Raw genomic sequence first — 24,030 nt, 5'->3', positions numbered from 1 at the left:
GCAGCCCGGACGTGCTGGCAGCAGGCGGCGGTCCCGGAACCGGCGCTATAGTGCTATTTGAGCCAATATCCAATGATCGTCCCCAGCAGCCCGTACCCTACTTTCTTGAGATCATCTGAGGCGTCTACGATGTTGAACACGACGGACAGGGCGACCGCCAGGGTCGCTGCCGTCACGAGAACCTGCACGACGAAGCGCCGCCTGATCGCGCGTGTCTCATCGAGCTTTTGAAGGAGGCCGACGACTTCAACGGTCTGCTCATGCGTGAGCTTGCGTCCATGCTCGCGCAGCAGTCCAATTGCAGTGGTGACTGCATCGGGCGTCGCCTTACGCCCGAAAAATCCCAAGCCCGAGCCATGTCCGAGTTCGATCAGGAATTGGGCCGCGTCATTGACCTGAGGATCCTTTGACCGGGATTGTGACGAGAAGGCGTCAGCAGTTGCTCGAATTCCAGAAAAGAAAATCATTCCATTTTCCTGTAAGTCCGGTCGAACCGATCTTGATGCCCCCGCCGGCGCCTGCACCGACACAACCATAACGTCAATATTTGCTGCCGATCAAGCCCGCCTGGGATTATGACGTCGCCGTCCACCGATCTAAAGATCAATCGACGCTCGCATAGTCGGGCTCGAACTGCTGGACGCGTTCGTGGCGTGATTTGTTGAACATCAAACGCAAGACATCGGGACGAGAATAATGGCCAACCGGATCGTAAGCAGCCTTGGCGATGCCGACGAGGCCGAGATCGACATACATAATGCCCTCCTGTTTCTCTGGAATGGTCGAGGTCAAGGGTGCGCCATCGGGACCAAAGATCATTGTGAACCCCCGCCTTCCAGTAGAAGGACTATCGGCCAGCATCTCGATCATCGTCTTCGAAACCAGGGCGCTGGGCGCCAGCGCAAAGCACTGTCCTTCCAGCGCAGCCGGCCGAGTTATGTGCTATGAACTGCGATATGGGAACCGTCTCCTTCCCCCCCGGCTGCGGCGACAGTTATCAAGGCGTCCATCGCATGAGCAATTTCGGGAGAGGAAAGGCGGAAATTTCGCAATGTATGGCCCTATCGTTCGAGGCTTCGTATTGTGACATGCCACTCCCTTGCTGCCGACTGAAAATGCGGTTGCATATTGGAGCCATTAGGCTAACCATAACGGAGTTGAATTCACATAACTCGGAATTATGTGAAGGGTTTCGCTGCCAAGCTTGGGTTTGTGGCTGAAGAGAATGGACGCTGGCCAGTTGTCTAAGGCTCTTTATTGACTGGATCGAACAATATCGCGCAATACTGGGGCTAATAGCTGTCGGCCCAGGGGGCAAAACTTGACCGATCCCAACATCGATCCCAGCCAGGCAGCATCCGTTTCTACTCTTGAGACCATCGCACATTCAGATGACACTGCACTCGAATCTCGGCTCAACCGGATCGAAGCAGAAATAATGAAGTCGCGAATTGATCACGAAGCCGCATTGATGGGGCAGGAGCATCGGCTGGTAGCATCTGTGAAAAATTTAAGCGAAGTCATCTTCATGCGGTCCGGAGACGAAAGGTGGCGCCTATTGTCACCGGCACTGACCGCATTTGTTTGGTGTCTTGTCCCCTCAGGCGGCACTGCAGCGGTGGGGCTGGTGGCGATTCTGACTCTCTTGGTCACGTTCCAACAGTCGCGGCTACTTGCCATACAAAACGATAAAGTTGAAATTCAAAATCTGCTTGCTGAGGCACAACGTCGCGCGAGCTTGGTCGTCGAGATAACCGCGATCTTCGAGCAGATTGACAAGGAAAAGCAAGCCACCGAACGGACCGCTGACAATTACTGTTCTGATACTCGAAAGCGAAGCTGTTTTCGGCAACCTGTCGCCGAAGAACCGCAGCCGGTTTTCGTGCCATCGCAGGCTACTCTGGGCAGAATTGCGGCCCTTACCCAAGCATTGCGCCCGTATCGATATCTAACCGTTGAGGGTGCAGAGCCAGGCCAATGCCCGCAGGATACCGCATCTCCCGCGCTTAGCGAGGCATATAATAGCCTCCTCGGAAATATGATCGGAAGAGGCCCGCGAGGATCGCATGACGGCGTGCCCGCGGATAGCGCGAAAACTCTTATCGCAGGGGTTTATGCAAATCATCCCTTGGGAACTCGTAAAGCCTCGGATGGGCTGCTAGCTGCTTTTGCTCACTGGGTTGATATGCTGTCGGGCACCAGCCTTTCGACTGCCGCGCAATTAAATTGCGCGCCGGCCAGTCCCGAGCGCGGTCAACTTCTCGTCTCACTCCACGCTGCAGGAGTCGATCTAAGCGCAATCCAAACCGCCGGGGGCGATTTTACTTACTCGGATATTCCCGGCGCGTTTCTCTCGGGAATCCGCTTAAACGAAGTGAACCTCACGGGATCCCGCCTTCCTGGCGCAAGCTTTACCGGCTCAGATCTCACGGCTGTCACGTTTCGCAATGCTGATTTGACAAATGTGCGCTTCAGCAACGCCAGCATTAGAAAGAGCGATTTTGAAGGGGCCCGAATCCAGGTCTACAACCGCGACGGCGATGCACCACTGTTCTTTATTCCGCGCCTTTCTGACGACAATCTGCTATCAGGGATTCGGCTTTATCAGAAGGCAGGTCACCCGAATATTTTCGCTCGCGTGTGCGGGACTCTCAAGTTGGCAAGTGATGTAGCCACGCCCAACCAAGGCCCTACGTTGGCCGACAACGCGTCATCTTATGGTTTACTGATTGAAACTGTGACGGAATCTGAGAGTGTTAAGAGGCAAGAAGCGGTGCTGATCTTCGACCTTAAGACAGGAACGCAGTCACTGTATGGCGACCCCTCGACCACTCAACTTGAGTATTTACCCTTTAAGGAATGCCCTGTTTGACAACGCGTTCAAATGGTCCACGGTGACGGACGTGATGTGTTTCGGTGCGGCACATGATCTTTCCATAAGCACCGCACTTTGCTCTGGCACCCCGACGAGAACAGGCGCCGGTTTAGGCTTGAAGCATATCCGAACTTCCAAAACGAACTGTACGACTAGAAAGTCGTTATTTCTTAGTAGCTTGTGAATTAAAGTGCCGCGCTCACGGTTCGACTCCCATCAAGGCGACCATTGCGAGCATGTTGGCGCCTGCGGGGCAGGGTACGATGAACATCTGAGTTTGCCCTTGCAAACAGCGCACGGCAATTATTCAACCAAGCGGGCGACGTAATCGAACTCGGAATTGCCATTGCCGGTGGTAAAGGCGGGCGAGTCCGGCGACCACTCGAGCCGTTGCGTCACGCTCTTTAGATCCGGTGCCGCATAAACGAGATGATCAGTGAGGCGAGGGTTGGGCAATCAATCGCTAGCCTTCGATATCTGCGTTAAAGCAGATTGGGAATCTTTGTAGTCGGCAATAAACGGTGCACGACTGTTGATGGTGCGCTCTACGCTTGGTCTCGACAACGGCCATTATGTTCCCTATACGTTCACGTCATTAGAAAATCATCCTGCTCCAGATACGAATAGGTCCGACACGGAAGTGCGTGTTTTTTTGCATCGTATGCCGCCGGGCACGAACGACACTGACGACTATGCCTCGAGTGCGCTGGTGCCTATTTCCTGCCAAAACCATGTCGCGACGATTTTTGGCGACCTACCCTTGCAACGGGCCATGAAGCAACGAAAGCAGGATCTTCGACATGGATAAGTCCATCGTCTTGCCAGGCTCCAACGACGCCGCGGTTTTCCCGCACGTAGGTTTGACGGCCATCGGGAAATCGAAGTTCGAGGCGAATTGCCACAGGCGCGTTTGACAATCTTAGCCCCTTCGGCCGTCCAGGTCTCTCGTTATGAAACAGGAGTGGCTGCCGGCGCGCGTAGATCCCAAGCGGGTAGCCGGCGTTGCGCAGGTTCTCAGGGAAATCTGGATGATCAACGACGTCGCCGTCAAATTCGATGCCAAGCTTCCGCCACTCGCGAGTGAAGCGCTTCTCCTCCGCTTTTGCAGTGGCCTCGTCATCCGCATTCTTCTCGTCGGGCTTGTTCCATTTCGACCCGAAGGGATGGGCATTTCGGGGCGGTCGCTCTCCGTCTTCCTCATAGTAGCCGATGGCATTGTTGATATGATGGAAGTTTCTAAAGCGATGTTTTTTCGTGATCGCGGCCCGGATCAGCCAACTATTATGGAAGACGTAGTGAGGCCCATCGGCCTCATGCGCGACGGGAAATTTGAACAATTGACCTGACGTGTGCTCGTCCCGCGGCGGTCCGGGGCGGTAGCGGTTCCAGCCAAGATTTCCGTAGATGTAGAAATATCCCGACCGTTGCATCTCCAGTGAAAACAGACCATAGCAGTCGACGAACTTGTTGTGCCGCACAGTCCAGTTCCAGGCAAAATCCTCGGGCTCAACGGCATTGTCCCTGATCCGCACAAACCAGTTGTTTTCGATCAGGACATTACGCGAGAAGTTGGTCACCGTCGATGCAGCCGCTTGATTGAAGAAATGAATGGCGTTGAAGGCATCGATGATGACATTATTGCGGATAATGACATATCCAGCGATCGTCCAGGCCCGGAAGAAGTCTCCATCGAAAGCGCGGGCATCGTGATTGACGCTCACACGCTTGTTCGTCTCGGCAAAATTGCGATGCACATCTTCCCAATCCATCTTCTGCCAAAGCAGCAGGCTTGGTGGATCAGCGTCGACAATGCGGTCTTTCGCTCGGATTGACGCCAGGTCCGTCATGCCATGCCGGCTGATATCCTGAATCCAGCTACATTCTTCGATGAGTAGGTGGCGGGTATTTGGGCCTGTTGCACCGATCGCAAAGGTGCCACCGCGAAAGTCGACTCCGCGTATAGTGATATGCTGGCAATTGTCGAGATAGATCGCCGTCGGCCAGCAGCCGTCGAAGACTAGATCCTCAATGACGAGCCATTGGCAATCCCGCAAGATGAGCGCTGCATTGTCCGCGACATAGTAGACGCCTGGGTATTGGCCGCCGGCCTCTTGAACGGCTGACAGCCTGTTCGCCGTTTTACGATAGTGTTCATAGGTTTCCCCTTTCCCAACCGTGGCATTTTTCCCGGACAGTATGATCGGCCGATCCTGGGTTCCCGACTTGGACGCGATGATGAGAGGGTCCTTGTAACGTCCTTCCTGGAGCTCCAGATTGATCCCACATCGAAGGGCGTCGATGCCGCTATGGACATCTTGAGGTCCGACCTTGATGGGAGACGCCATCAAGCGTTCTTGTCCCAAAAAGCCCAGATCAAGCGGAAGCCGAGGTACTGTCCTTGTCTCGTCATATCGGCATACCGTACATTTTCATGAGATCAATCACGCCGTTAAACTCGTAGTCCCGTATGTAGTCGATCAGGACTTGCCGTTTTCTCTGAAGCGCCTTGCGCTCCTTGTCTCTTTCTCCACCGAGCAGCTCGAGATAATACTCGAAGTAGCGTTTGAACTCCGCCTTCGAAACCACGCGTTCGCGGATCAGCCCTTCCATCCGCTCGAGGCGAGCAAGAAAATCGTTGAAGATACTCCTGATGTGGTGATCGAGTGCCGAGAATCCGGCGTCTTTATCATCGCCCGCGATCTTCTTCTCGTTGGCCGCTCGGTCTTCTGAGAGCTTATAGCGTTGCACGGAGCTACGCTTCGTGCCGGGTTTGCGCATCGCCAAATGAAAATCCTGCTCGGTAAATTCCACGAGCCTGTCGGTTCCGGTGTCGTCCCGAAAGGGGATGTAGCAAACATTCCAATCAAGCGCGGCCAATGCCGTTTTTACTGCTGGGTCGGATATGAGATTTTGCATTTCTTCTGCCGCAGCACGTGCCTGCTCGCGGCGACTGTTCCAATAGTACTGAACTAGGGCAGCGGCTCCGCCCAGAAGCGTGAGACTGACTGCAATCCAGTCCGTCAATGAGGATGCGCCTTCCGTGTTCGCTATCATCGCTATTCAATCCATCGTTGGAAGCCGAATGACTTTAGGATCGTGATCGCTCATTTGCTGAGCTGCAGGGCGAAGGGAATTCAGGTGAAAGACTCTAAGTTCCGAAAAGCCGGGCAATTTCGGAATGTGCTTCCCGAAACCGTGCCGGGTTTAGCAGAAGCTTGTATTCGCGCGTCCAGTTCATGCCGCATGATCCGTATCCCCCGCTGGAACCCGCACAACCCACAACTTTACCCTTCGCTAAAATATGCGACATGGATTGTTATCTGACAAGACCAAAACTTAAGAGAGTGCAATGCAGGATAGAAAATGCTCTGAACGGGGAAGGGTATATATAGGTGGATGTGCCTCGTCATCGCGGACCGGTGCTGCCCGAGGCGAGTTGAACGAGTAGGTGCGTGACAATCGCATCCCGTTTAGCAACGCCCTTGGGTCTGTTTTCTGCGTCGAGCGCCACCAATGTCTTCCTCGCCAGATCGTCCATCTTTGTCAGCGCCTCAGCGTTGGTTGAATCGGCAGTGATCGCCTCGCTGGTGAACCCCGGCAATTGCAAGAGTTTGCCCGCATCGGGAAAATCGATCGCCTCCCAGAAGCGCTGTTCTGCCTGAGAGTTGTCATTCTGGCCGGTGAGAAAACTGATGACTCGCGCTGTCGTTGCCCTGCGCCATCGTACAACCAAAATTGGTTTTGTCACGAGATTCCATAAATCGATCTGATGCGCCCGAGAAAGCCAAGATGGGCTCTCCCGTTCGACTCCCCTCAAGGCGTCCAGCTTCCGAGGGATCGAATCCGGGTAATGCGGTGCCCGGAAGAGTTCAGCACTCGTTCTTGCTGCGCCTATGTAACTCCAAAACTCGTCGTTCCACAGTCGAACTCCCGTCAGCCGTGCCAAGAAATCACGCTCACGTCACGGTGCCGGAGACACCAATACGCCACCAGCAGAAGGCAGCGCCCTAAACGGGAGGTGGCAATGGCGATTCATTTCGATGTGGTCCGGGACGGCCGGCATTTTTCCGCTCGCGTCAACAACAACGACATCTTTCCCATCGGAGCCCGCGTTCGGTTCCGCAACAGGAATACGGGAGTCGAGCGTTTCGGACTTTCCAACGACGCGGGTTTCTTCGGCAATGCCGAGGCGAAAAAACAGCTGTATCTCGCCAAAGATTATCAGGATGTGCACGGTTTCTGGTCGGCGTTTATAGAGCCGACAGCGATCTGCGAGGGCCAGAGCTTCATTTCATTGAACACTTATGACCGGGCGAGATTCACGTTCGGCTTCGGCCAGTTCGCCGCCCATGTTCCGGACGGCGATTTTATTGTCTGGTTTAGGGATATGCTGCAGCGGCCTGAAGTCCTTGACTATTTTCCCAATCTTGAGGTGCGCGGCGGACGGATCGTGAAGCTCGAAGCAGGGAGGGCCGTCACGATGGAGGATGATAATTCCACCGAAAAGCTGCAGCTCTATCTCAACCCGACCTTGGACGACGTCGAGGATGCGGAAGTCATAGCCGCAGCGAAGCTGATCCACTGGACAACACATCATCCCGAAGCGCGGCTCCTCCAGGTGCAGCATATGATCCACACGGCACGCCGCCTGGTAAGGGAAGGCGACCGTCGTCTTGGACTTGACGGCATTAGCGCTGATCTGTGCTGCATCGTCATGGACATCAGACACCATGGTCGCGCCGGGTTCGACGATCTGCAACGGGCATTGCTGGCAACCGATCCGTTCACCGCGCTGCTGAATGTGGGTGCGGAGAATGAACCCGAGCGCTGCAAGAATCTCAAGACGGCCCTGAAGACGCGGCGGGCCAACCTCGCACAGAAAAAATGGTCACGCGCCAACGGCGATTTCATTTGAGGTGACGGCTATGACAATTCGAGACAACCTTGTGAACGTGGCGCGCCGGGAATGGACCAGATGGGGCGGCCCGATCGAGAAAATCAACGGCACACGTATGGGCTTTACCAGTTCGCGGATGGAGGCAGACCATCCATTCTGGACGTTTGTCCATGAATACTGGAACGCCGTCGGAAGCGATCTGGACGGGCGGGATTCTCCCGCCTGGTCCGCTGCTTTCATATCCTACTGCTTCAAGGAGGCTGGCGCCGGCGCGTCGTTCCCTTCGCATGAAAACCATTCGATCTACGTGTCCAAGATCGATTCGGGAAATTTCCAAGGCCTTTCGCTGGAGGATCCCGGTGTTACGTCGCTGTCCGTCGGAGACCTTGTCTGGGCTAGCCGCAGCGGCGACGGTTGCCGCGCCCCTCCGATGACATTCGCCGACGCCAAGAGGGAACTGAAGAGGATCCGCGAGCATGGCGGTGACAGCTTCTGCAGCCATTCAGACATCGTCGTGGCCGTGCGGAGCGGAGAGGCCGACGTCATTGGCGGCAATGTCCGGCAGGCGGTGACGCGGACGACCTACAAGCTCGATTCCGCCGGCAGAATAAGGGATGGGCGCCGCACATTTGTGGGAGTGATTCAAAATGCGTTATGAGCGTTTCGGAACCGTGCTTCTCGCGATCAACCTCGCGCTTGCAACGTCGCCCGCAATGGCCGCCTTTTTCGAGTATGAGGGTGTTTGCGAGGCGTCCGCCGCAGCCAAACTTGATGATGATCATTTCGTCGTCGCCAGCGACGAAACTGAAACCCTGACCATCTACAAGCGAAACGAGAAATCGCCGGTTTCAACTTTGGCGCTGCCCGATGTCACGGACATTGAGGCTGCAGCCCGCATCGGCGATACGATATTCTGGCTGACATCGCACTCCCTGAACAAGGAAGGCGAGGACAAGACCAAGCGCAAACTTCTGCTTGCCACCCAGATCGATCCCGACGGCCATACGCTTCGGCTCGTCGGAGAATATCGCGATTTGCGAGCAAAGATCGCGGAAGCGCTTGGCACGGACGAGGCGACCTTGAAGCCCAACCTGAATATAGAGGGCCTTGCCGCGACACCCGGCGGCGATTTGCTCGTCGGATTGCGTGGACCGCTGACAGGAGAAAACAAGGCGCAGGTTATAAGGCTGAAAAACCCCCTTACACCTGGCACCGTCCCGGCAGCAGCGGCGACATCGACGGGCGAGGAGATCCCGCCGGTCTCAGAGTTATCTCTCGACGGGCTCGGAATTCGATCTCTTGAGAAGATCGGAACCGGTGAGCACGCCTACCTGATTGTTGCGGGCTCGGTGGCGGATGGCGGTCCGCAGCCGAAACTCTATTGGTGGGACGGAAAGCACGTTCCCCAACCTCACACGACCGTTGATCTCCACGGCATGGTGCCCGAGGCGCTGTTTGCGTGGAACGAGGATGAATTCCAAGTTCTCGGTGACAATGGTGACGCGTGCAGCGACGAATCGGACAATCGCAGGTGGTTTCCAAGTCTTGACGTGAAGCCGTGACCTTCAAAAAGGACCTGTTCGAGCAACAGGCAACGCGATCGACGGGCGGACGCCGTCACGAACGGTCATCACGATGTTTTTCAGTTCATTAGGGAGAAGACAATGCGTCAGATAGAGTCTTTGAAGCACTCCAAGAATTTCGATCGCGTGCTCGCCTCCGCCATGCAAAGACTATCAGCGGTGACGCCGCCGCCAACAAGGCGGGAAGCCGCTTCCGGGGCTGACATGGCCATCGAGGCCACGGCCGAGAGCCTATCCAAAAAGATCGTCCCGGACTTGACGGATTTCCGAGGGCCTTCAGCAGGCCTCGAAGCCATTATCCTTGCCGAAATGCGGCCGCCCTATTTCATCATAAACGACGAGATCCAGATTGTCGGCGACTATGATCGTGTCGATCTCATTCGAGACCGCAAGGTATTGCTTGAGGCATCGGCCAAGAATGTGGGCCGGGTGGATCTTCTCTATCATCCAACCCAGGAATTCGTCGGTACCGGCTGGCTGATTGACAAGGGCATCGTCGTCACGAACCGACATGTCGCTGAGTTTTTTACCGATATCGATCGAAACGGCGACTTCCAGTTCAAGAACGGCGTTGGCAGCGACCACCTGGTCGTGATGATGGATTATGTAAGGCAGTATCAGTCCAACACCGCGCCACGGCGCGCCTTTGCCAGCGAAGTTCTCTACATCGCCGCGCAACATGAGCCGGACTTCGCATTTCTGCGGGTGGAGGCGATCGACGGCGCCGAGCCGGTGCAGATCGCAACAAGACGCGGTGTTCCTGGCCAGCCGGTCGCAGCTGTCGGCTACCCTGCGTGGGACGGCCAGCGCAACGACCCGCAATTGATGGCAAGCCTGTTCGGGGGTGTATATGACGTCAAGCGGTTCTCGCCAGGGCTCATTATTGGGGACACCGAAGGCGGCGTTATCCTCCAAGCTGACTATACATCGCTCGGCGGCAATTCCGGATCTGCGGTAATCGATCTTGATACGGCCGAAGTTGTGGGTCTCCATTTCGGAGGTGTGTTCCGGCAAACGAACTCCGCGGTGGCGATCGATATTGTCGCTGCAGCCTTGCGGCGAATGAAGACGCAAATTGCCGTTGGAGCGTTGCCAGGCGCGATGACAAACGAAGTCCCAAGCGCGCCTGACAAGTTTTCAGGCCGCATGGGCTATGATCCCCACTTTCTCGGCAAAGGTGGGCTCGCAGCCCCCATGCCTAAGCTTGGTCTCTGGGCGAGCGACGTCGCCCCGGTCTCGGACGATGCTGATTCCGTCCTCAAATATGAGCACTTCTCCACGATCCAGAGCAAATCGCGTCGTCTGCCGTTGGTCACCGCCGTCAATATCGACGGTGAGCGCCAGCGCAAGCTCGATCGGGAGGGAGATTGGGCGCTCGATGGGCGGATTGCGCCCGAGCACCAGATCGGCAACGAGCTTTATCGTAACAATCGTCTTGATCGCGGGCACATGGTTCGCCGGCGCGATCCGGGCTGGGGCAACCCGGATGAGGCGTCGCAAGGGGAAGCCGACACATTTCACTACACTAACAGCGTCCCCCAGCACGAGGACCTCAATCAAAAGAGCTGGGTGCGCCTGGAGGACTATCTTCTTCTCTCAGCCGAGACGCGCGGTTTCAAGGCGTCGGTCTTCACCGGGCCGATCCTCCGTTCGACGGACAGGCGCCTCAAGGGCCAGCCTGGAGTGAGCGGTTTCCAGGTACCCGAGGAATTCTGGAAGGTTGCCGTGATGGTCAACACGCAAACCAAGAAACTGCATGCCACAGCCTACGTGCTTTCGCACGGGCCGCTGATCCGCGACATGACCGAGACTGCATTCGTCTACGGCCAACATGAGACCTATCAGGTCAAAGTGGCGTTCGTGGAGCAGGTGACGGGCCTCGATTTTGGAAAGCTGCGCAACTTCGATCCGCTCGCAACGAGCACCGAGGGCGTTTTCGGCAGCGCCGCCAGGCGGATTTCCCGACGAGAAGACCTGAAATTATAGGGATTGGGCTGAGGTCCCGCCTGTAACCCGGCGACATCGCAAGTCCGCGCTGTCGTGCACACATGCTGAAACGAGCGGAGGTTGTCATGACAGCAACACTGAAATTGGACTGGGTGGTCGTCGAGAAGCAAAGCACAGCGCCAACAATTGTTCCAACAATGCCCGGCCTTGCAACGGCGGCTCATACAGATGGTTTCGGCGACACGGCTCTCGTCGCCGCAGAACAGGCACCTGCCACCACGCGTGTCGAGGCAATGACAGTTCACGAGGCTGCCGAAACCGCAGCGTCCCAGAACGTTCTGGGCACAGCTATCAACATGCCGCTGATGCTAATCCGGGCGGCGGCGCCAGCAAATCCGGCCGCTGTACCCCCGGGTGTTGCCTGGGGAATAGAGACCGTACGCGCCGATACGTCCGATGCCAAAGGCGCAGGCACGATCATTGCCGTGCTCGATACCGGGATAGAAGCGGATCACCCGGCATTTCAGGGGGTGGAGTTCATTCATCGAAACTTTACCGATGGGCCGGCCCACGATATCGACGGGCACGGTACCCATTGCGCGGGCACGATCTTCGGGCGCGATGTCGGTGGACATCGCATTGGAATTGCGCGCGGGGTCAAAAAGGCACTGATCGGCAAGGTGATCGGCGGCAGCAATGGCGGGTCGAGCGATTCGCTTGTAAAGGCGGTGCTCTGGGCTCAGTCGCAGGGGGCTGACGTCATTTCTATGTCCCTGGGCATGGATTTTCCAGGCTTTCAGGAACGGTTGATGACGGTGAACAACCTGCCCATCCGCCAAGCCACGTCGATCGCACTCGAAGCCTACAGGCTCAATCTTGAAATGTTCAACAAGCTCTCTCAGTCCATTCTCGGTACGCAAGGGATCATGGGCGGCAGCGTCGTCGTCGGCGCGGCCGGCAATGAAAGTGCAATGCCCGACTACACGATCGCCGCGTCGCCTCCCGCCAATTCCACGGAGTTCATCTCGGTCGGCGCAGTCGGCCCCAAGGCAGGTGGCGGCTACGAACTGGCATCCTTTTCGAACGTCAACGCCAAGCTTGCGGCACCCGGCACCGGGATCTGGTCGGCTGCACTGGGTGGAGGGCTGACGGAAATGGACGGCACCAGCATGGCCGCGCCGCACGTCGCCGGCGTCGCGTGCCTGTGGTATGAGAAGCTAAGGCGTACCCAAGGCAGTTCCGATGCCGCAGCGGTCATCTTCGAGTTGCGCAGGAGCGCTTTGTCGCTGGCGCCGGCTATTGCGAAGAACCTGATCCACTGGGGTCTCGTCCAGGCGCCTCAAGCCTAGAGGCAGCGATCATGGATGGAGAGCCAGACATCATGGATGCGCTATACGCGCCTTTTGCGACATCGGATGCAGGTCTGGTGCAGATCAGAGCGACGTTCCAGGACACCGTCTCCGGAATGGGTTTCCTCATCAGTCCATGGTATGCGGTGACGTGCGCTCATGTCGTCAACGTAGCGCTGGGCAGAGACATTCGCGACAAGTCGATCCCTCCCGAGGACGTAACCGTTACCGTCACAGCGCCGCTGGCGGAAGACGTATCTGACGGTGAGGGTGGGACGGGAATGCCGCGCATAACGGCAAGCCTTGTTCGATTTCGACCTCCAGGACGCCTTCCATCGGACGATATCGCCTTGCTGCGTCTGAGCAGGGCTGCGCCACAGGAGGTTGGTATGTCCTTGCTCGCGGCCATCCCGGCCCCCAGCCTCGCCAACAACGAGCTCGACGTCTTCGGGGCACCATCGGGAACAACGCTTCCCATTCACTTCCCCGCGCGTTTTGCCGGCAAGACCAATCAGGCCTGGGTGCAGATCGACGATGTGAGCAACCGCGGCATGTTTGTGACGGGCGGTTTCAGTGGCGGCCGCGTCTGGAGCCATGACCACGAGGCAGCTGTCGGCATGGTTGTCGCCAAGCACATCAGCCCCGATCAGCGCGTTGCGTTCATGATACCGGCGGCTTCTATCCTGGATTTTCTGAAGGACATGCCAGGTGAAATCAGACGTGTGAGCCCGGGGTTCTGCCGAGCCTGGACCTTCACCGCCAGTATCTCGTTCTTGTTGATACTGACCCATTTCCTGGGGGACCGCATGACCAACTATCCAGCCGGTCTGGCGCTGGGGGCGGGCAACCCGGTGATGAATGCGTTTCAAGGTCTGCGCATCAGTTCCATCCTTGTCCCGCTCATGCTGTTCATGCTCATCAGCTTTTCGCGATCGTTTTCCGAGCATCCCTGGTGGCAGCGGGTTCCTCTGTTTGGACACATGCGGGAGCCACCGAAGCCTGCAAGGAGCAAGTTTACCGCAATCCTCAGTCTCATCCTGTTCGCCCTTCTTCCAGTGGCTGGCCAGGTGCATTTCTTCGAGGGCTTCGTTACCAAGGGACGCGTCTACATCGATCCCCCTGTATTCGGCATGACGGCCGAGGCACTTGGGCAGGAACAACAGATCTGTGACGGCTACTGTACCCATGTCGATGCCGGGCGCATGCGTCTCGTCAGGCCAATTAACAACGCGCCCGGCGGCTATTTCGACAACGCTTATCATTACGGAGAACTGACTGCCGGCAACCCCAAATCAAACTCGGTCACATTCTTTCCGATCCTCGAGCCGGTTCTCTACGGGATTTTTCTGGCGACGAGCCTCGGACTGCTTGCTTATCTGCTCAACTGCATATTTTCGGCGCCTATCAGACTACGTGCCCCCGCGGTCGTAGAGTGATGGGCGATAGAATCGCCACAATCAAAAGGCGCGCTGTGGCAAGTGACCAACGTGCAAACCGGAGGATGCGTCATGACTGGGTTGTTTCAGAATGGACGCGAAATGCCCACAAAATTTCGCGCCCTTGCGGTCGGTGCTTTGATCGCAGCCTCCTGCGCAACCAAGGCCGGTGCATGTGACATGCTTGTGAGCAACCTCATCACAAACGCGGTGCGTCCGGCGATCTCGACGCTTGGATGCGGTGATCTCGCCAGCGCTGGAATGGATGTCGCGGACCATACATTGACTGGTGTTTGCTACACATCCAACGCCACAACGTCCATGATCGACATGACGGCCAGGCTGCGTTGTTCGACCGGGTCGGGCGCCCTCATCAGCGCCAGCGTGTCGGAAACGATCACTGCACATGCGATGATCGATGGCGGCAGTTGCCAGGTTACCGAGGTCCGTGTCAATGCAAGCGGGGAACTCGGCGAATTGATCCTCAGTTCACTGAACGCTGCAGGCGCTGCTCGCGCAGCACTGCAGGATGCCATGGACAATGTCTGCAAACCATAATGATCGCAGCCAATCTCCATAGCCAACTCGCACCGCTGTGTTGATCATTGTCGAAGTGTCTGGTCCATCAGAAAGGCGCGCCACGGAAGGAAGACCTTTTCCAGGAGAGGGGAGATTTCATAGCGGCTGCAGGCAGCGTCCGAGCATTTGATACTGGAATGGGTGAACATGTTTGGCGAAGGGCTAAGGCTTCCCAAAGACTGCCCGCGCCAATCGCTGAGATGTCCGATGTGGCTCGGCGTGGAATGCCTGTGGCATCCGGCGCACGACGTCATTTCCAGATTGAAGGCGATCTTACTGTCCTTATCCGGAAGCCCTGGTTGCGTCGAAATCGTCTGGAGTGCGGTGAAGACATGGTTGTCCGGCGTTTCGTTCTTCCATATCGCAACTTTGTAGCCGTCGCCGAAGACATCCTCTGCGACCATCTGACCTGCTTCCAGGCAGATGTTGGCAAGCTCGAAAGCAAGCTTGCCGAACTCGATGGTTTTCAGGCCGTCAACGTTCTCAGCGATTTTCCTACCCACAGCAGTGTTGCAATCTTCGCCGGCTTCCTTGCATCCGGATTCAGGGACCATAATGCTGACCGGCGGTGTCGCTGAGAGGGAGGTCGGCGTAATGCGAAGGCCAAGACTGGTTCTCCGGAAGGAATACTGGCGCAACAGCCATCTGCTTGTCTTATCGCGGGTGTTCGTCCGGATCTGCCCGACGGGTTTCGCCAAGGGGAGTGCGAGTGACGACGCATCGTCGGGAAGAAGTCCCAGATTGGAAGCACTGATGACAGGCCCAAACTTGAAATCCGCGCCGGCTTCAGGCGGAAACGACATGGTGCCGTCCTTGTTCATGCCGATTTCTTCGAGAAAGAAGGCGCGCAACATGCCTCTGGCGTTGCTGTCGTTTGTGTTTGCAAGCGCGTTCCAGAAGCGCTGAACGGCAAGACACATGCCATTGCCCTGATTGGGGAGGGCCGCCTCGAAGGACATGTAGAACTGGCCTAGTGCGCCGAGCTGGACCAGCGTGTCCGTCGCGTCCGAACTAAGCGTATCGGCAGCCGCAATGACCCGGTACTCGCCGCATGTGTCGGGATTCTGTTTGCCGTAAACGAGATCGCCGCGATTGACGAGCGCGATGATCGTGAAAGGCGGTCCGCCGTTTCTCCCGGTTCGCAGGTCCGCAACCTTTGAAAGTGAAGCTTCAGCCCTCGGCCTTATAGTGGGGCATGTATAGGAAAACCCGTTGATAAGCGTGTCCGTGCAACCGATGTCGGCTGCATACTGGGGGTCCGGTGCTGCGGCCGTGCGCCACCAATCCTGAAACAGCGCAAGTCCCGATGGCGCATTGGGTCCAAGACTCGATGCGAGTACCTCCATGAGGTCGGCGAAGGAAACGGCCTCCAGAAGGGCCCTGTCGCGTACGTAGAGCGAACGGTCGATATTGATTGTCGACGCGGTCTCGACACCTTCGGTCTGGAGCCGGTCCATCAGCACAACACGCATTGCCTGAGGGATGACACGCAGTTCCGCGTTCTCGCTGTTCACTTCTCCGGTGATCGCCTGAAGCCCGAGGAGGCTCGACTGCCCGCATTGGCCCGTTCCTGCGCTCGACACGAGCGGCGCGGTCAATGTTCCTATGCTCACTATTGCAACAATTGCCTTCAGCCACTTCATATCTCGCCCCCCGGTTGTTCGAATGAAATCACGTGCTAATTTACCGTTGTTGCGTGATCTACTCGTGAAACGACAGCCGATTTTTGCGTATTCACGGTCAGATCACAGTCATGCTGCGATGACTTCCAAAGGCGTTGCAGCCTTTTGATCTTACAGAGGGGAATTTAACATGAGTGCGCTTGACTTGTTCAACAACCGGAACTTCCCGCCATTCGCATTTGGCCGGCAAATCGACGAGACGGATGCCGTCCTTGCAGACTATGTCGCAATCGGAAAATTGATTGTGGAGTGGGCCAAGAACCCGCAATCCGCACCAACAACCATGGCCGAACTCCGCAGCAAGGTCGGAGCCTTCATGACCATCGATGCGAAATACACACGCTTTCGGATCGAACAGGCCGATAGCGATACGGCCGAGGGGCTTGAGTTCGTGTTGCGCTTGCCGCCGGCGGGACAGGTGGCAGAAAGCGAGGGGCGCGTTGCCAGTGCATCGCCCGGGCAGGATTACCCTCTGCCAAATCTTTATGCGGATCTCGCCGGCAACGATGTTCCCCTCGACGCATTTTACGGCCGTGTCGCCGACTATACCATGCGAAGCTGCCGCTGACGGGCTTTTCATGCCAGGCCGAATCCGGCCTTGTTCAGGCCAGATTCGAGCCGTTCCCGATCCGCCAGCATGCGGATTGGGAATATCTGGCTAAACCAGGCGCGAATGTTTCGTTGCGTTGGCTTGTCCTTTCCATACCACGCTTCCTTGATCCGCTTTTCGAAAGCCAGTGCAGCGGTGCGGGTGGCGACTTCGTCTCCAAGTTGGGCGAGGATCGCTGCCCGCATTCCGAAAATGAAATACGCGCCGTCGCCGCTTCGCTCGATTGCCTTCAAGGCGTCTTTGTAATTGTCGTTGTGATATTGTATGCAGGCGACGTAGGCCCAATGCATCGCGTCGCCACCTCGACCAACCATCGTGGCACGCTCGGCAAGTTCGATGGAGCTTGTTTTTTCCCCTGCATAGCAGAGTCCCTGGGCGGACGAGATGAGTGTCCGAAGATCATTGTCGTTGATGTCCACGGCCAATTTGAAGTAGTGGATCGCCTGGTCGAAATCATCGTTCATCATGTAGCTCCAGGCCAGCGTCAATTGCGTTCGGCTATCGTGCGGTGCCATGTGCGAAGCCCGCCTTGCAAGCGTCAGCGATTCCGCCTCGCGCTCGCGATTTCTCATGACCCCTGGAAAGATATGATGGCGTGAATTGAGTATCTGGACGAGGCTTGAGATTGCTGGCGCAAAGGTCGCCGATTGTGCCAGGACAGAGCGAAATAAAGCTTCCGCACGCGCTTCTTCCTTTGGCCGCCAATTGATCAGGAGGCTCTGTCCCAGGAGCCATTTGTCATAGACATCGAGGCTGGATTGGTTGCTGCCAAGGATTCGGGATAGTCGGTGGGCTGAAATTTCAATATCCAGAGCAAAGGCGATCTTGCGGATCGTATCGCGTTGCTGGCCGCTGAAACGCATATAGTCGACCTGAAGGTGTTCGCTCCAGAGGCAGGTTCTTGTCGAAATTGACATCAGGTTGACCGTGAGAAAATCGGCCTCGCCGACGGTTTGCCCAGAGATCACGACCTCGTAGACCTTGTCGGCATTCTGCATGGACGCAAGCCGGCGATCCTCGGCCTCGAATTCGCGAACCGACCAGTCCCGAAATCTCGAAAGCGCACCGATCAGTTCGTTGCGTAACACGGCAAAACGCTGAGTGGACGCCGTCGCGGCATGGGTAAACGCGACAGGATGGACAAGCAGAAGCAGTCTTGCATCACCCTGGCCGCGTTCCTGGACCGTCGCAGAAATACCTGGACTGGGTATAGGGGGCGATTTCACCTGCGTTAAAGCATCGACAAAGTCGACCAGCGCCTTGCTCGGTTTGACGCCGTAATTGTTCGAAAGAAGAAGCCTCAATTCCTTGTAGAGCCTGATGGCCTCGGGAATATTGTCTTCCGCAACGGCAATCTCCATAAGTTGCCTGCATGCCGACTCATCGCTAGGGTCGAGGTTGAAAAGCGCCCGTGCCGCAGCCTTGACCAAACTGGCTCCCTGTCTCTGCAGCACGATTGCCGAAAGTGCCCGCAGGCACCTCCTGCTGAATGCTGTCCTCTGAACGGAGATCCACAGGTCGAGTTCCGGATCTATGCCTTCGAAATGGGACAGGAACTGTTCGTGCAAAAGCGTTCGTTCCAGAAGTATTGCGGGGATCCTTCCCGCTTCCAGTTCGCTTGTGATTAGCTCTGCGTCGGTCGCTGGAGGCGAACGGGAGAGCCAGATCGCGAACTTGTCTCCGTTCAGGAGCAGCAGACCGCTCTTCAAAGCCAGTTCTTTGTTGAGACGGCTAAGCTCCTGCCGTAGCGAAACGCGTGCTTCGGCGTCACCGGATCTACTCCACAACAGAGTCGATAGGCGTGAACGTGTTTCGGTATGGCTTTCCTTGAGCCAAAGATAGGAAAGCAGAACTTGCGACTTACGCCGGCTCACATGCAATTCTTCATCATTCAAATAAAGACCGAAGCCATCGATCAGCTTCAATCTGCAAAATGCTGGATCGACCATGGGTTCAATCTTTGTATTAATAGCCTTCGCTAATACAGTTCCGTGGCGGATACACCATTCCAGAGACCGTCGTTGTATGTCAAGGTATTTGCACGCATGGCGATTGGCATGTGCGTGACGAGCATTCGGACGACTGGCAGGAAGGGATCGCTGGAGAGACGTGCGGCAAAGACTTGATGGCCGCGATCAATCAGGCGACGGGCGATGACCGCGGGATCGGTCTGCGCGTGGGGCTGGTCATGGCACCAGACGGTCGGAGCCAATGATTTCAGGGCCGGAAACCCGGGATCAACCGTTTCCGCGCGCCTGAGATGCCGCAGATCGGTCTGACCGAGGCCGAAGGGGCCGGCGCGATCGCGTTTAATCGTTGCAAGGAGCAGACCGAACTCCATCTGTACCAGTTCTCGAACAGCGCCTGTCGCTGCTCTTGTAATGTCTGGATGCGCCGCCGTGGCCAAAACGAACCCTTTGCCATTCTTCAAAAACGACGCTGCTGCGATCACCGGGATGACGGCATCGCCACCGATGTCGAGCAAAATGACGTCGCGATCGCAGACAGCGCGCCGCGCGTGAGTAAGCCACGCAATTGCCTCCATCAGTGCAGGATGCGAAGCGTCAATACCCCGCGCTGCATGAGAGCCGCCCCACCAGCGCCGCGCCGCATCGCGCTCGATGATTTCGCACATGGCATGGAGCAGCGCCTCCTCGATGCTGCGGCCGGCAGCGCAGCCTGTGGATATATCCAGGTGGGCGCTCTCGGGAAGGTAACAACAGCTTGCTGCAGGAAGCGAAACCAGCCTTCCCTCCGGGAAGGTCATGGCCCTCAGCCACTGCTGCGGCTGCTGTGCTGCGGACACCTCTGAGACGGTAATTGCATCGTCAGGAACAGGCATCGCTGTGGCCGCTCGCGGATCGCTCTGCGCCAGAAACTCCGCAGCCTCGCCAACACAGGCCTGAAATGCCTGCGTGGCATCGAGGTTGCATCCGGCAAATGTCATTGGGCGGTTTGCCTGCGGAAGCAGCGCCATAACGATGACCGCGCCGGGGGCACCGGGAGGGCGAATGGTTTGGATGCCGGTCAGCCTTGCCGCCATCCTTCGTAATGATTGTGCATTGCTCATGCCCCGATCTTGCCGCGATTGTCATCACCAGGCAATGCCAGCAGGAGTTGACAACCTGTCAAGCGCAACATGTCCTGATCGACACCGTTGGCGATGCGAGTTCTGCCATCGGCGTTGCTCTCGATAGGGCCACGGGCAAAGACTCCGTCGGGCGCTCCATCACCTGGTCGCGAAAGGTCTGCCATGGAAAATGCGAGCCCGGATCGGTTCTGCGATCAGGATCGAGCACGGCATGGGATACGACCTGCTTGAGGTTTGGATATTTCCACCAGCAGTGTCGAACAATCCGCGCTGCGGCAGTCACCTGCCATTCGGAGAACGGATCGACCACATCGCGCCTTTGCGAGTTGACGATCTCGATGCCAAGGCTCCAGTGATTGACTTTTGTGGCGCCACCGTTGACGGCAGCATGAGACCGGTCGTTGCGGACATGCCAGGCAGCGCGGGCTTCCGGAGCGCATGCCCATACGAATTGGCCGTGTGCCTCTTCGTCTTCGTCCGGAACGAGCCAATGCCAGCTGGCATTGCCATCGCGCATGACGCTCATCGCGCCGGACGATGACACGCCGGCCGTGGCATGGATGACGACCGCGCGGATACCCAGAATGAAATCGAAAATGCGTGCCGACGTCGAGCGGCTCCAGTAGTCCTGGACACCAGGATACCATTCTTCCTGCAACGATGCGAATTCCGGCCGGCCGGTGGCCGGCAAATCGAACAAATAGCCCTTGGGATCTGGCATGAATTTTCTCCTTTGTCTGGTCTGTGTTTTCGCGCCGAGGCTGTCTCTCCCTCGGTTGGCGAAACGTGGCGGTTCGCCACACAAAGATCATTGTCGCTGGACGCGTGATCCAAACGTGAAGGCGGCAGATGTTCAATCAGACATGCATGAGCCGGCAGCAGGCAAGCTCACTCCCCGCGTAGCCTCTCATCTCCAGATCGACAGGCGCCCCGGTTGCAAGGAGAGACGGGCTCAGCGGCAGAGTAAATTCCAAGCGGGCGTCCACTATCTCGTGCGAGGCGAGCGGCCGCTGATTGACGAAAATGTCGAGATGGCTGAGATTATGTGTAGTACCGCTGAACTCAAGCAAGCTGTCGCTGCGGCTGACAAGGGGTTTGAATATCACCTGTGGTCGCTTTTCGTCCATTTCTCTAATGATTGAGGCTGCGGCCGCGATCAAGTCCGTGTCCTCTTTGAGGATATCGTTGCGCCGGATCCTGTATTGCCGATCCGGCTTAACACCGAGGTCCTCGAGTTCTGTGCCAGCCTCGCCCCGCACGCGCAAAGTGCGGCGGATTGCAACCCTCATGTCAGCGTCTTTGGGAAGTGCTTGCAAAGGCGAAGGCATGTTTGCGTCCTTGAAGAACCTCCTGATCAGGTCGAGTGTCCAGACATTGGCGCCGCCGGCGCCGGTATTGTTGTCAACACCCAGAACAATTCCGATCCCATGATCCTGGAATCCGGCAGCAAAGATGTCAGTGGTGCTGTAGCAGCGCGCATCGGTAATCAGCACGACATTGCCGTAATAGCGTTGGCCGATATCGTTACAACGCTCAGGCGGCGTAATGGGGAACGCAGCGGAATAGGCAGCGCCGGTTTCCATTGCCCGTTCAAGAGACTTGGCCCATAAGCTGAACGCAGGAATGCCCGTGCAAAGCTGCTGGTTTGGCGCGCTGCTTATGAACTGGACCCGACTGGGTTCGATTGTCTTGGGTGTGAGAAGCTGCAGCAAGCGCTCGCCTGCCCAAATCAAACCACCTCCATTGCCGCGAACATCGATGATCAGTCCGTCTTGAGGCATTTCGCTGTGCTCGATCAATCGCAGGAATTCATTGACGAAAGCCCGGTCGTCTGTCACCGAGAATGTGGCGATCCGGAGATATCCGTAGTTCCGCCCTGCAACGGTCCTCACGCTCGCCGTAAAGACATCCGGCATCGTGGATTTAAGGCCTTCGACCGCGTTGGAGGTCGCTGTTTCCTCGGCCGCAGCCACACTTTCCAGTTCTCCGCTCGCTGCCATTCTTGCTGCAACCTGATTCCGTGCTTCTTCGCGAACAGAATCCAGTCGCTTTTGCTCCTCAATCACATGTTGACCGAAAAGCAGTTTGTTAATCCGGCGATATGTATCGCCTTCGAGATCAATACCGAAGGCTGCCGCAAGTTCCGTCCCGTCTTCTGGAAGCGCAGCTTCCGTTTCCGGTGGCAGATTTGTGATGATCCACTCGCAGCGAAACTCCAAGAGTTCGCCACCAGGTGCTTCGTAGCCCACATCAACCCATTCCTCGTCTGGCGGCGGCGATATATTCATCGCACGTCTTGTGAGGCCGGCAACGCCACGAGAGCGTCGCGCCTCCGTATTGCTCCCGGCATGATAGGAGGCAGCAATCTCTATGGCCCGCTCGATCGGTACGCCATTCCAGTAGAGGATCCGGGTGCCACGCCTGAAGGTTTGATGGTCAAATCCCGGCATGCCCTCAGCCATGATATAACACCATTCATCGTTCTCGAAGCATCGCGCCACCCGGAATGGCAGAAACGCGATCATCCTCGCGAAGTAGGACGGCAAAATATAATTGGTGTGCATGTCACGAAGCGAGGTAAAGATTTCCGTCATTTCGTGGTGAAAGGTGATCTCGCTCTCGATATCTTTCAGACGCCTGCGCAACAGACGCAGTCGCTGGAGTGGATCGACTGCATGCATGGCCCGCTTCATGGGCAGATGCACGTAGAAATCCTCAAGCAGCGTTATGGCTTGGTCCACGATGAGCTCCCGCTCCGACACTTCCAAGTGATCAATCGTGCTTAAGAATTCGCGAAGACAGTGGCCGTTGCTCAATGTCGCCTTTGCGCTGTCGGTTGCCCCATTGATCAAATCCTCTAGCGAGCCGCCATCATATTTCGGTATTTCGGTCATGTGTGCCTCCTGGTATTTTTGCAAAAGGTCCTCTTAGCTGCCTTCCAAAGCGCGTTTCCGAGAAGCATTCAGATATCCGCCCAGGAGCTCACTGATGGCGTTGATCGCAGTCGTGCCCCCTGCAAGCACGCCTGCGGTCAGGACGATGTCGACGAACTGAAAGAGGGGCGGATGAGTGCCTTCGAGCAATGAATCCAGAACCCTGACACCTACAAAAGCCACCAGCAGGCTTGCGACGAACGCCAAGCTCAATCTGGTGCGATCGGCCTTAGCATCGACTGTGACAAGGGTCTGGTTTTGTACCGCAAGATCGGCGCAGATCGCTTCAATTCGTGCGGCGGGAAAGCCGGCGTTGGACGAAGTTATGGCCGCGATACTTTCTGCGGTGAGAGGAGGAATGCTGCCAGCACGAGCGGCTTCGATTGCAATCTTGGAATGCATGTCGAGCGTGGCCCTTGAGCTTGAAAGGACGGACTCCAGTTCCTTGCCTTTAGCGCGTACAAGCTCTTGCTGGTTTTCACGGCTTTCGCCGAACCAAATGTCGTTTAAAACTGCGATCGCGCGTTCTGAAACTGCAGCGATGACGAAGAGGCCGGTGAGCAAGCCCGGCACGATTTCGGTTGCAAGCTTGGGCTTAAAGGCCAAAAGCAATGGCATCTGCCCCGCCCACCAAACGACGCCAAGAAGGAGAACGGAAGCCAAGAGTACATATTGCGCTGATTTCTGTTTCATTTCAGTTCGCTCCGCGAAGGACAGAAGAACACAAGACGAGAATGGGTGTGATCCGAACGTGAAATTGTGGTTGCAGAGCTAAGGAAGGCGAAGCTAACCCCTTACCCGCTTGCATTGGCTGCAGACAAACAACCGAACTCAGGACTAAATCATCGTGACTGGCCGTTTGCGCTGCGAATAGACTCGCGGGGTGGCCGCGCCGCAGTACGTTCAGCCTTTCGGAGCTGCTTGATCTCAGTCTCCGGGCCAAGCGGGGCTGTTCGGCATCAGGAACGCCGGATTCTGGAAATTTCCTGCATTCTGGATCGCTACTCGGACCTGCGCATGCGGATCGTTCACCGAGAACGGAGCCGCA

Annotated in this window: 20 protein-coding genes; 9 read left to right on the top strand and 11 right to left on the bottom strand. The window is 56.8% G+C overall.

The features are described 5' to 3' along the window. Nucleotides 1–53 precede the first annotated feature (53 nt). Together J2Z75_RS25130 and J2Z75_RS25125 are read right to left on the bottom strand one after the other, a co-directional pair. Nucleotides 54–467, bottom strand: coding sequence for a hypothetical protein (locus J2Z75_RS25130; RefSeq protein WP_209856013.1), 414 nt, complete (start codon nt 465–467; stop codon nt 54–56). A 136-nt stretch (nt 468–603) separates the two neighbouring features. Beyond that, the gene (locus J2Z75_RS25125) at nt 604–819 is read right to left on the bottom strand and encodes a hypothetical protein (RefSeq protein ID WP_209856010.1); all 216 of its coding nucleotides are present in this window, start codon (nt 817–819) and stop codon (nt 604–606) included. A gap of 502 nt (nt 820–1,321) precedes the next feature. On the opposite strand from J2Z75_RS25125, the gene J2Z75_RS25120 reads away from it, so the two are divergent. Then, the gene (locus J2Z75_RS25120) at nt 1,322–2,872 is read left to right on the top strand and encodes a pentapeptide repeat-containing protein (protein ID WP_209856007.1); all 1,551 of its coding nucleotides are present in this window, start codon (nt 1,322–1,324) and stop codon (nt 2,870–2,872) included. Between the two features lie 716 nt (nt 2,873–3,588). Here the strand turns inward: J2Z75_RS25120 and J2Z75_RS25115 are convergent. From J2Z75_RS25115 to J2Z75_RS25105, 3 genes are all read right to left on the bottom strand, one after another. Continuing rightward, the gene (locus J2Z75_RS25115; RefSeq protein WP_209856003.1) at nt 3,589–5,220 is read right to left on the bottom strand and encodes a right-handed parallel beta-helix repeat-containing protein; all 1,632 of its coding nucleotides are present in this window, start codon (nt 5,218–5,220) and stop codon (nt 3,589–3,591) included. A 61-nt stretch (nt 5,221–5,281) separates the two neighbouring features. Next, complete coding sequence (locus tag J2Z75_RS25110; protein ID WP_209856002.1) at nt 5,282–5,929, bottom strand: hypothetical protein; 648 nt, start codon at nt 5,927–5,929, stop codon at nt 5,282–5,284. Nucleotides 5,930–6,281: 352 nt separating this feature from the next. Beyond that, on the bottom strand, nt 6,282–6,821 hold the full coding sequence (locus J2Z75_RS25105; protein ID WP_209856000.1) for a CBS domain-containing protein: 540 nt from the start codon (nt 6,819–6,821) through the stop codon (nt 6,282–6,284). 78 nt (nt 6,822–6,899) lie between these two features. Here J2Z75_RS25105 and J2Z75_RS25100 point away from each other — a divergent pair, with 78 nt between their 5' ends. The 7 genes from J2Z75_RS25100 (at nt 6,900) to J2Z75_RS25070 (ending at nt 14,645) form a co-directional block, all read left to right on the top strand. After that, the gene (locus J2Z75_RS25100; RefSeq protein ID WP_209855998.1) at nt 6,900–7,790 is read left to right on the top strand and encodes a hypothetical protein; all 891 of its coding nucleotides are present in this window, start codon (nt 6,900–6,902) and stop codon (nt 7,788–7,790) included. A 10-nt stretch (nt 7,791–7,800) separates the two neighbouring features. Continuing rightward, nucleotides 7,801–8,430: a DUF2272 domain-containing protein gene (locus J2Z75_RS25095; protein WP_209855997.1), complete on the top strand. Its 630-nt coding sequence runs from the start codon at nt 7,801–7,803 to the stop codon at nt 8,428–8,430. Further along, nucleotides 8,420–9,334, top strand: a complete 915-nt coding sequence (locus J2Z75_RS25090) for a DUF3616 domain-containing protein (protein WP_209855994.1) — start codon at nt 8,420–8,422, stop codon at nt 9,332–9,334. Before J2Z75_RS25095 ends, J2Z75_RS25090 begins: the two co-directional genes overlap by 11 nt. A gap of 102 nt (nt 9,335–9,436) precedes the next feature. Next, nucleotides 9,437–11,341 carry a DNA/RNA non-specific endonuclease gene (locus J2Z75_RS25085; protein WP_209855991.1) on the top strand — a complete coding sequence of 635 codons (1,905 nt, stop codon included), beginning with the start codon at nt 9,437–9,439 and terminating at the stop codon, nt 11,339–11,341. Between the two features lie 86 nt (nt 11,342–11,427). Then, a complete protein-coding gene (locus J2Z75_RS25080; RefSeq protein WP_209855988.1) occupies nt 11,428–12,651 on the top strand; it encodes a S8 family serine peptidase in 1,224 nt (407 codons plus the stop codon). Nucleotides 12,652–12,683: 32 nt separating this feature from the next. Further along, entirely contained in the window at nt 12,684–14,087 is a 1,404-nt protein-coding gene (locus J2Z75_RS25075) for a trypsin-like serine peptidase (protein WP_209855984.1), read from the top strand. 42 nt (nt 14,088–14,129) lie between these two features. Then, on the top strand, nt 14,130–14,645 hold the full coding sequence (locus tag J2Z75_RS25070) for a hypothetical protein (protein WP_209855981.1): 516 nt from the start codon (nt 14,130–14,132) through the stop codon (nt 14,643–14,645). 44 nt (nt 14,646–14,689) lie between these two features. Here the strand turns inward: J2Z75_RS25070 and J2Z75_RS25065 are convergent, their stop codons facing one another. Next, entirely contained in the window at nt 14,690–16,264 is a 1,575-nt protein-coding gene (locus J2Z75_RS25065) for a hypothetical protein (protein WP_209855979.1), read from the bottom strand. A gap of 214 nt (nt 16,265–16,478) precedes the next feature. Here J2Z75_RS25065 and J2Z75_RS25060 point away from each other — a divergent pair, with 214 nt between their 5' ends. Next, nucleotides 16,479–16,916: a hypothetical protein gene (locus tag J2Z75_RS25060; protein ID WP_209855975.1), complete on the top strand. Its 438-nt coding sequence runs from the start codon at nt 16,479–16,481 to the stop codon at nt 16,914–16,916. Nucleotides 16,917–16,924: 8 nt separating this feature from the next. Here the strand turns inward: J2Z75_RS25060 and J2Z75_RS25055 are convergent, their stop codons facing one another. The 5 genes from J2Z75_RS25055 to J2Z75_RS25035 form a co-directional block, all read right to left on the bottom strand. Continuing rightward, on the bottom strand, nt 16,925–18,907 hold the full coding sequence (locus J2Z75_RS25055) for a BTAD domain-containing putative transcriptional regulator (protein WP_209855973.1): 1,983 nt from the start codon (nt 18,905–18,907) through the stop codon (nt 16,925–16,927). 29 nt (nt 18,908–18,936) lie between these two features. Next, entirely contained in the window at nt 18,937–20,028 is a 1,092-nt protein-coding gene (locus J2Z75_RS25050) for a YcaO-like family protein (RefSeq protein WP_209855969.1), read from the bottom strand. A 58-nt stretch (nt 20,029–20,086) separates the two neighbouring features. After that, on the bottom strand, nt 20,087–20,770 hold the full coding sequence (locus J2Z75_RS25045; protein WP_209855966.1) for an N-acetylmuramoyl-L-alanine amidase: 684 nt from the start codon (nt 20,768–20,770) through the stop codon (nt 20,087–20,089). 136 nt (nt 20,771–20,906) lie between these two features. Then, nucleotides 20,907–22,943: a S41 family peptidase gene (locus J2Z75_RS25040; RefSeq protein ID WP_209855964.1), complete on the bottom strand. Its 2,037-nt coding sequence runs from the start codon at nt 22,941–22,943 to the stop codon at nt 20,907–20,909. 33 nt (nt 22,944–22,976) lie between these two features. Beyond that, nucleotides 22,977–23,675 (bottom strand): hypothetical protein, encoded by a 699-nt coding sequence (locus J2Z75_RS25035; protein WP_209855962.1) that lies wholly within the window; start codon nt 23,673–23,675, stop codon nt 22,977–22,979. Nucleotides 23,676–24,030: the final 355 nt, after the last annotated feature.

Origin of the sequence: Rhizobium herbae, assembly GCF_017873135.1 — a bacterium.
In the GTDB taxonomy this organism is placed as follows: domain Bacteria; phylum Pseudomonadota; class Alphaproteobacteria; order Rhizobiales; family Rhizobiaceae; genus Pararhizobium; species Pararhizobium herbae.
The sequence above is the reverse complement of the archived record's forward strand: the minus strand, read 5'-3'. Positions and strand labels throughout refer to the sequence as shown.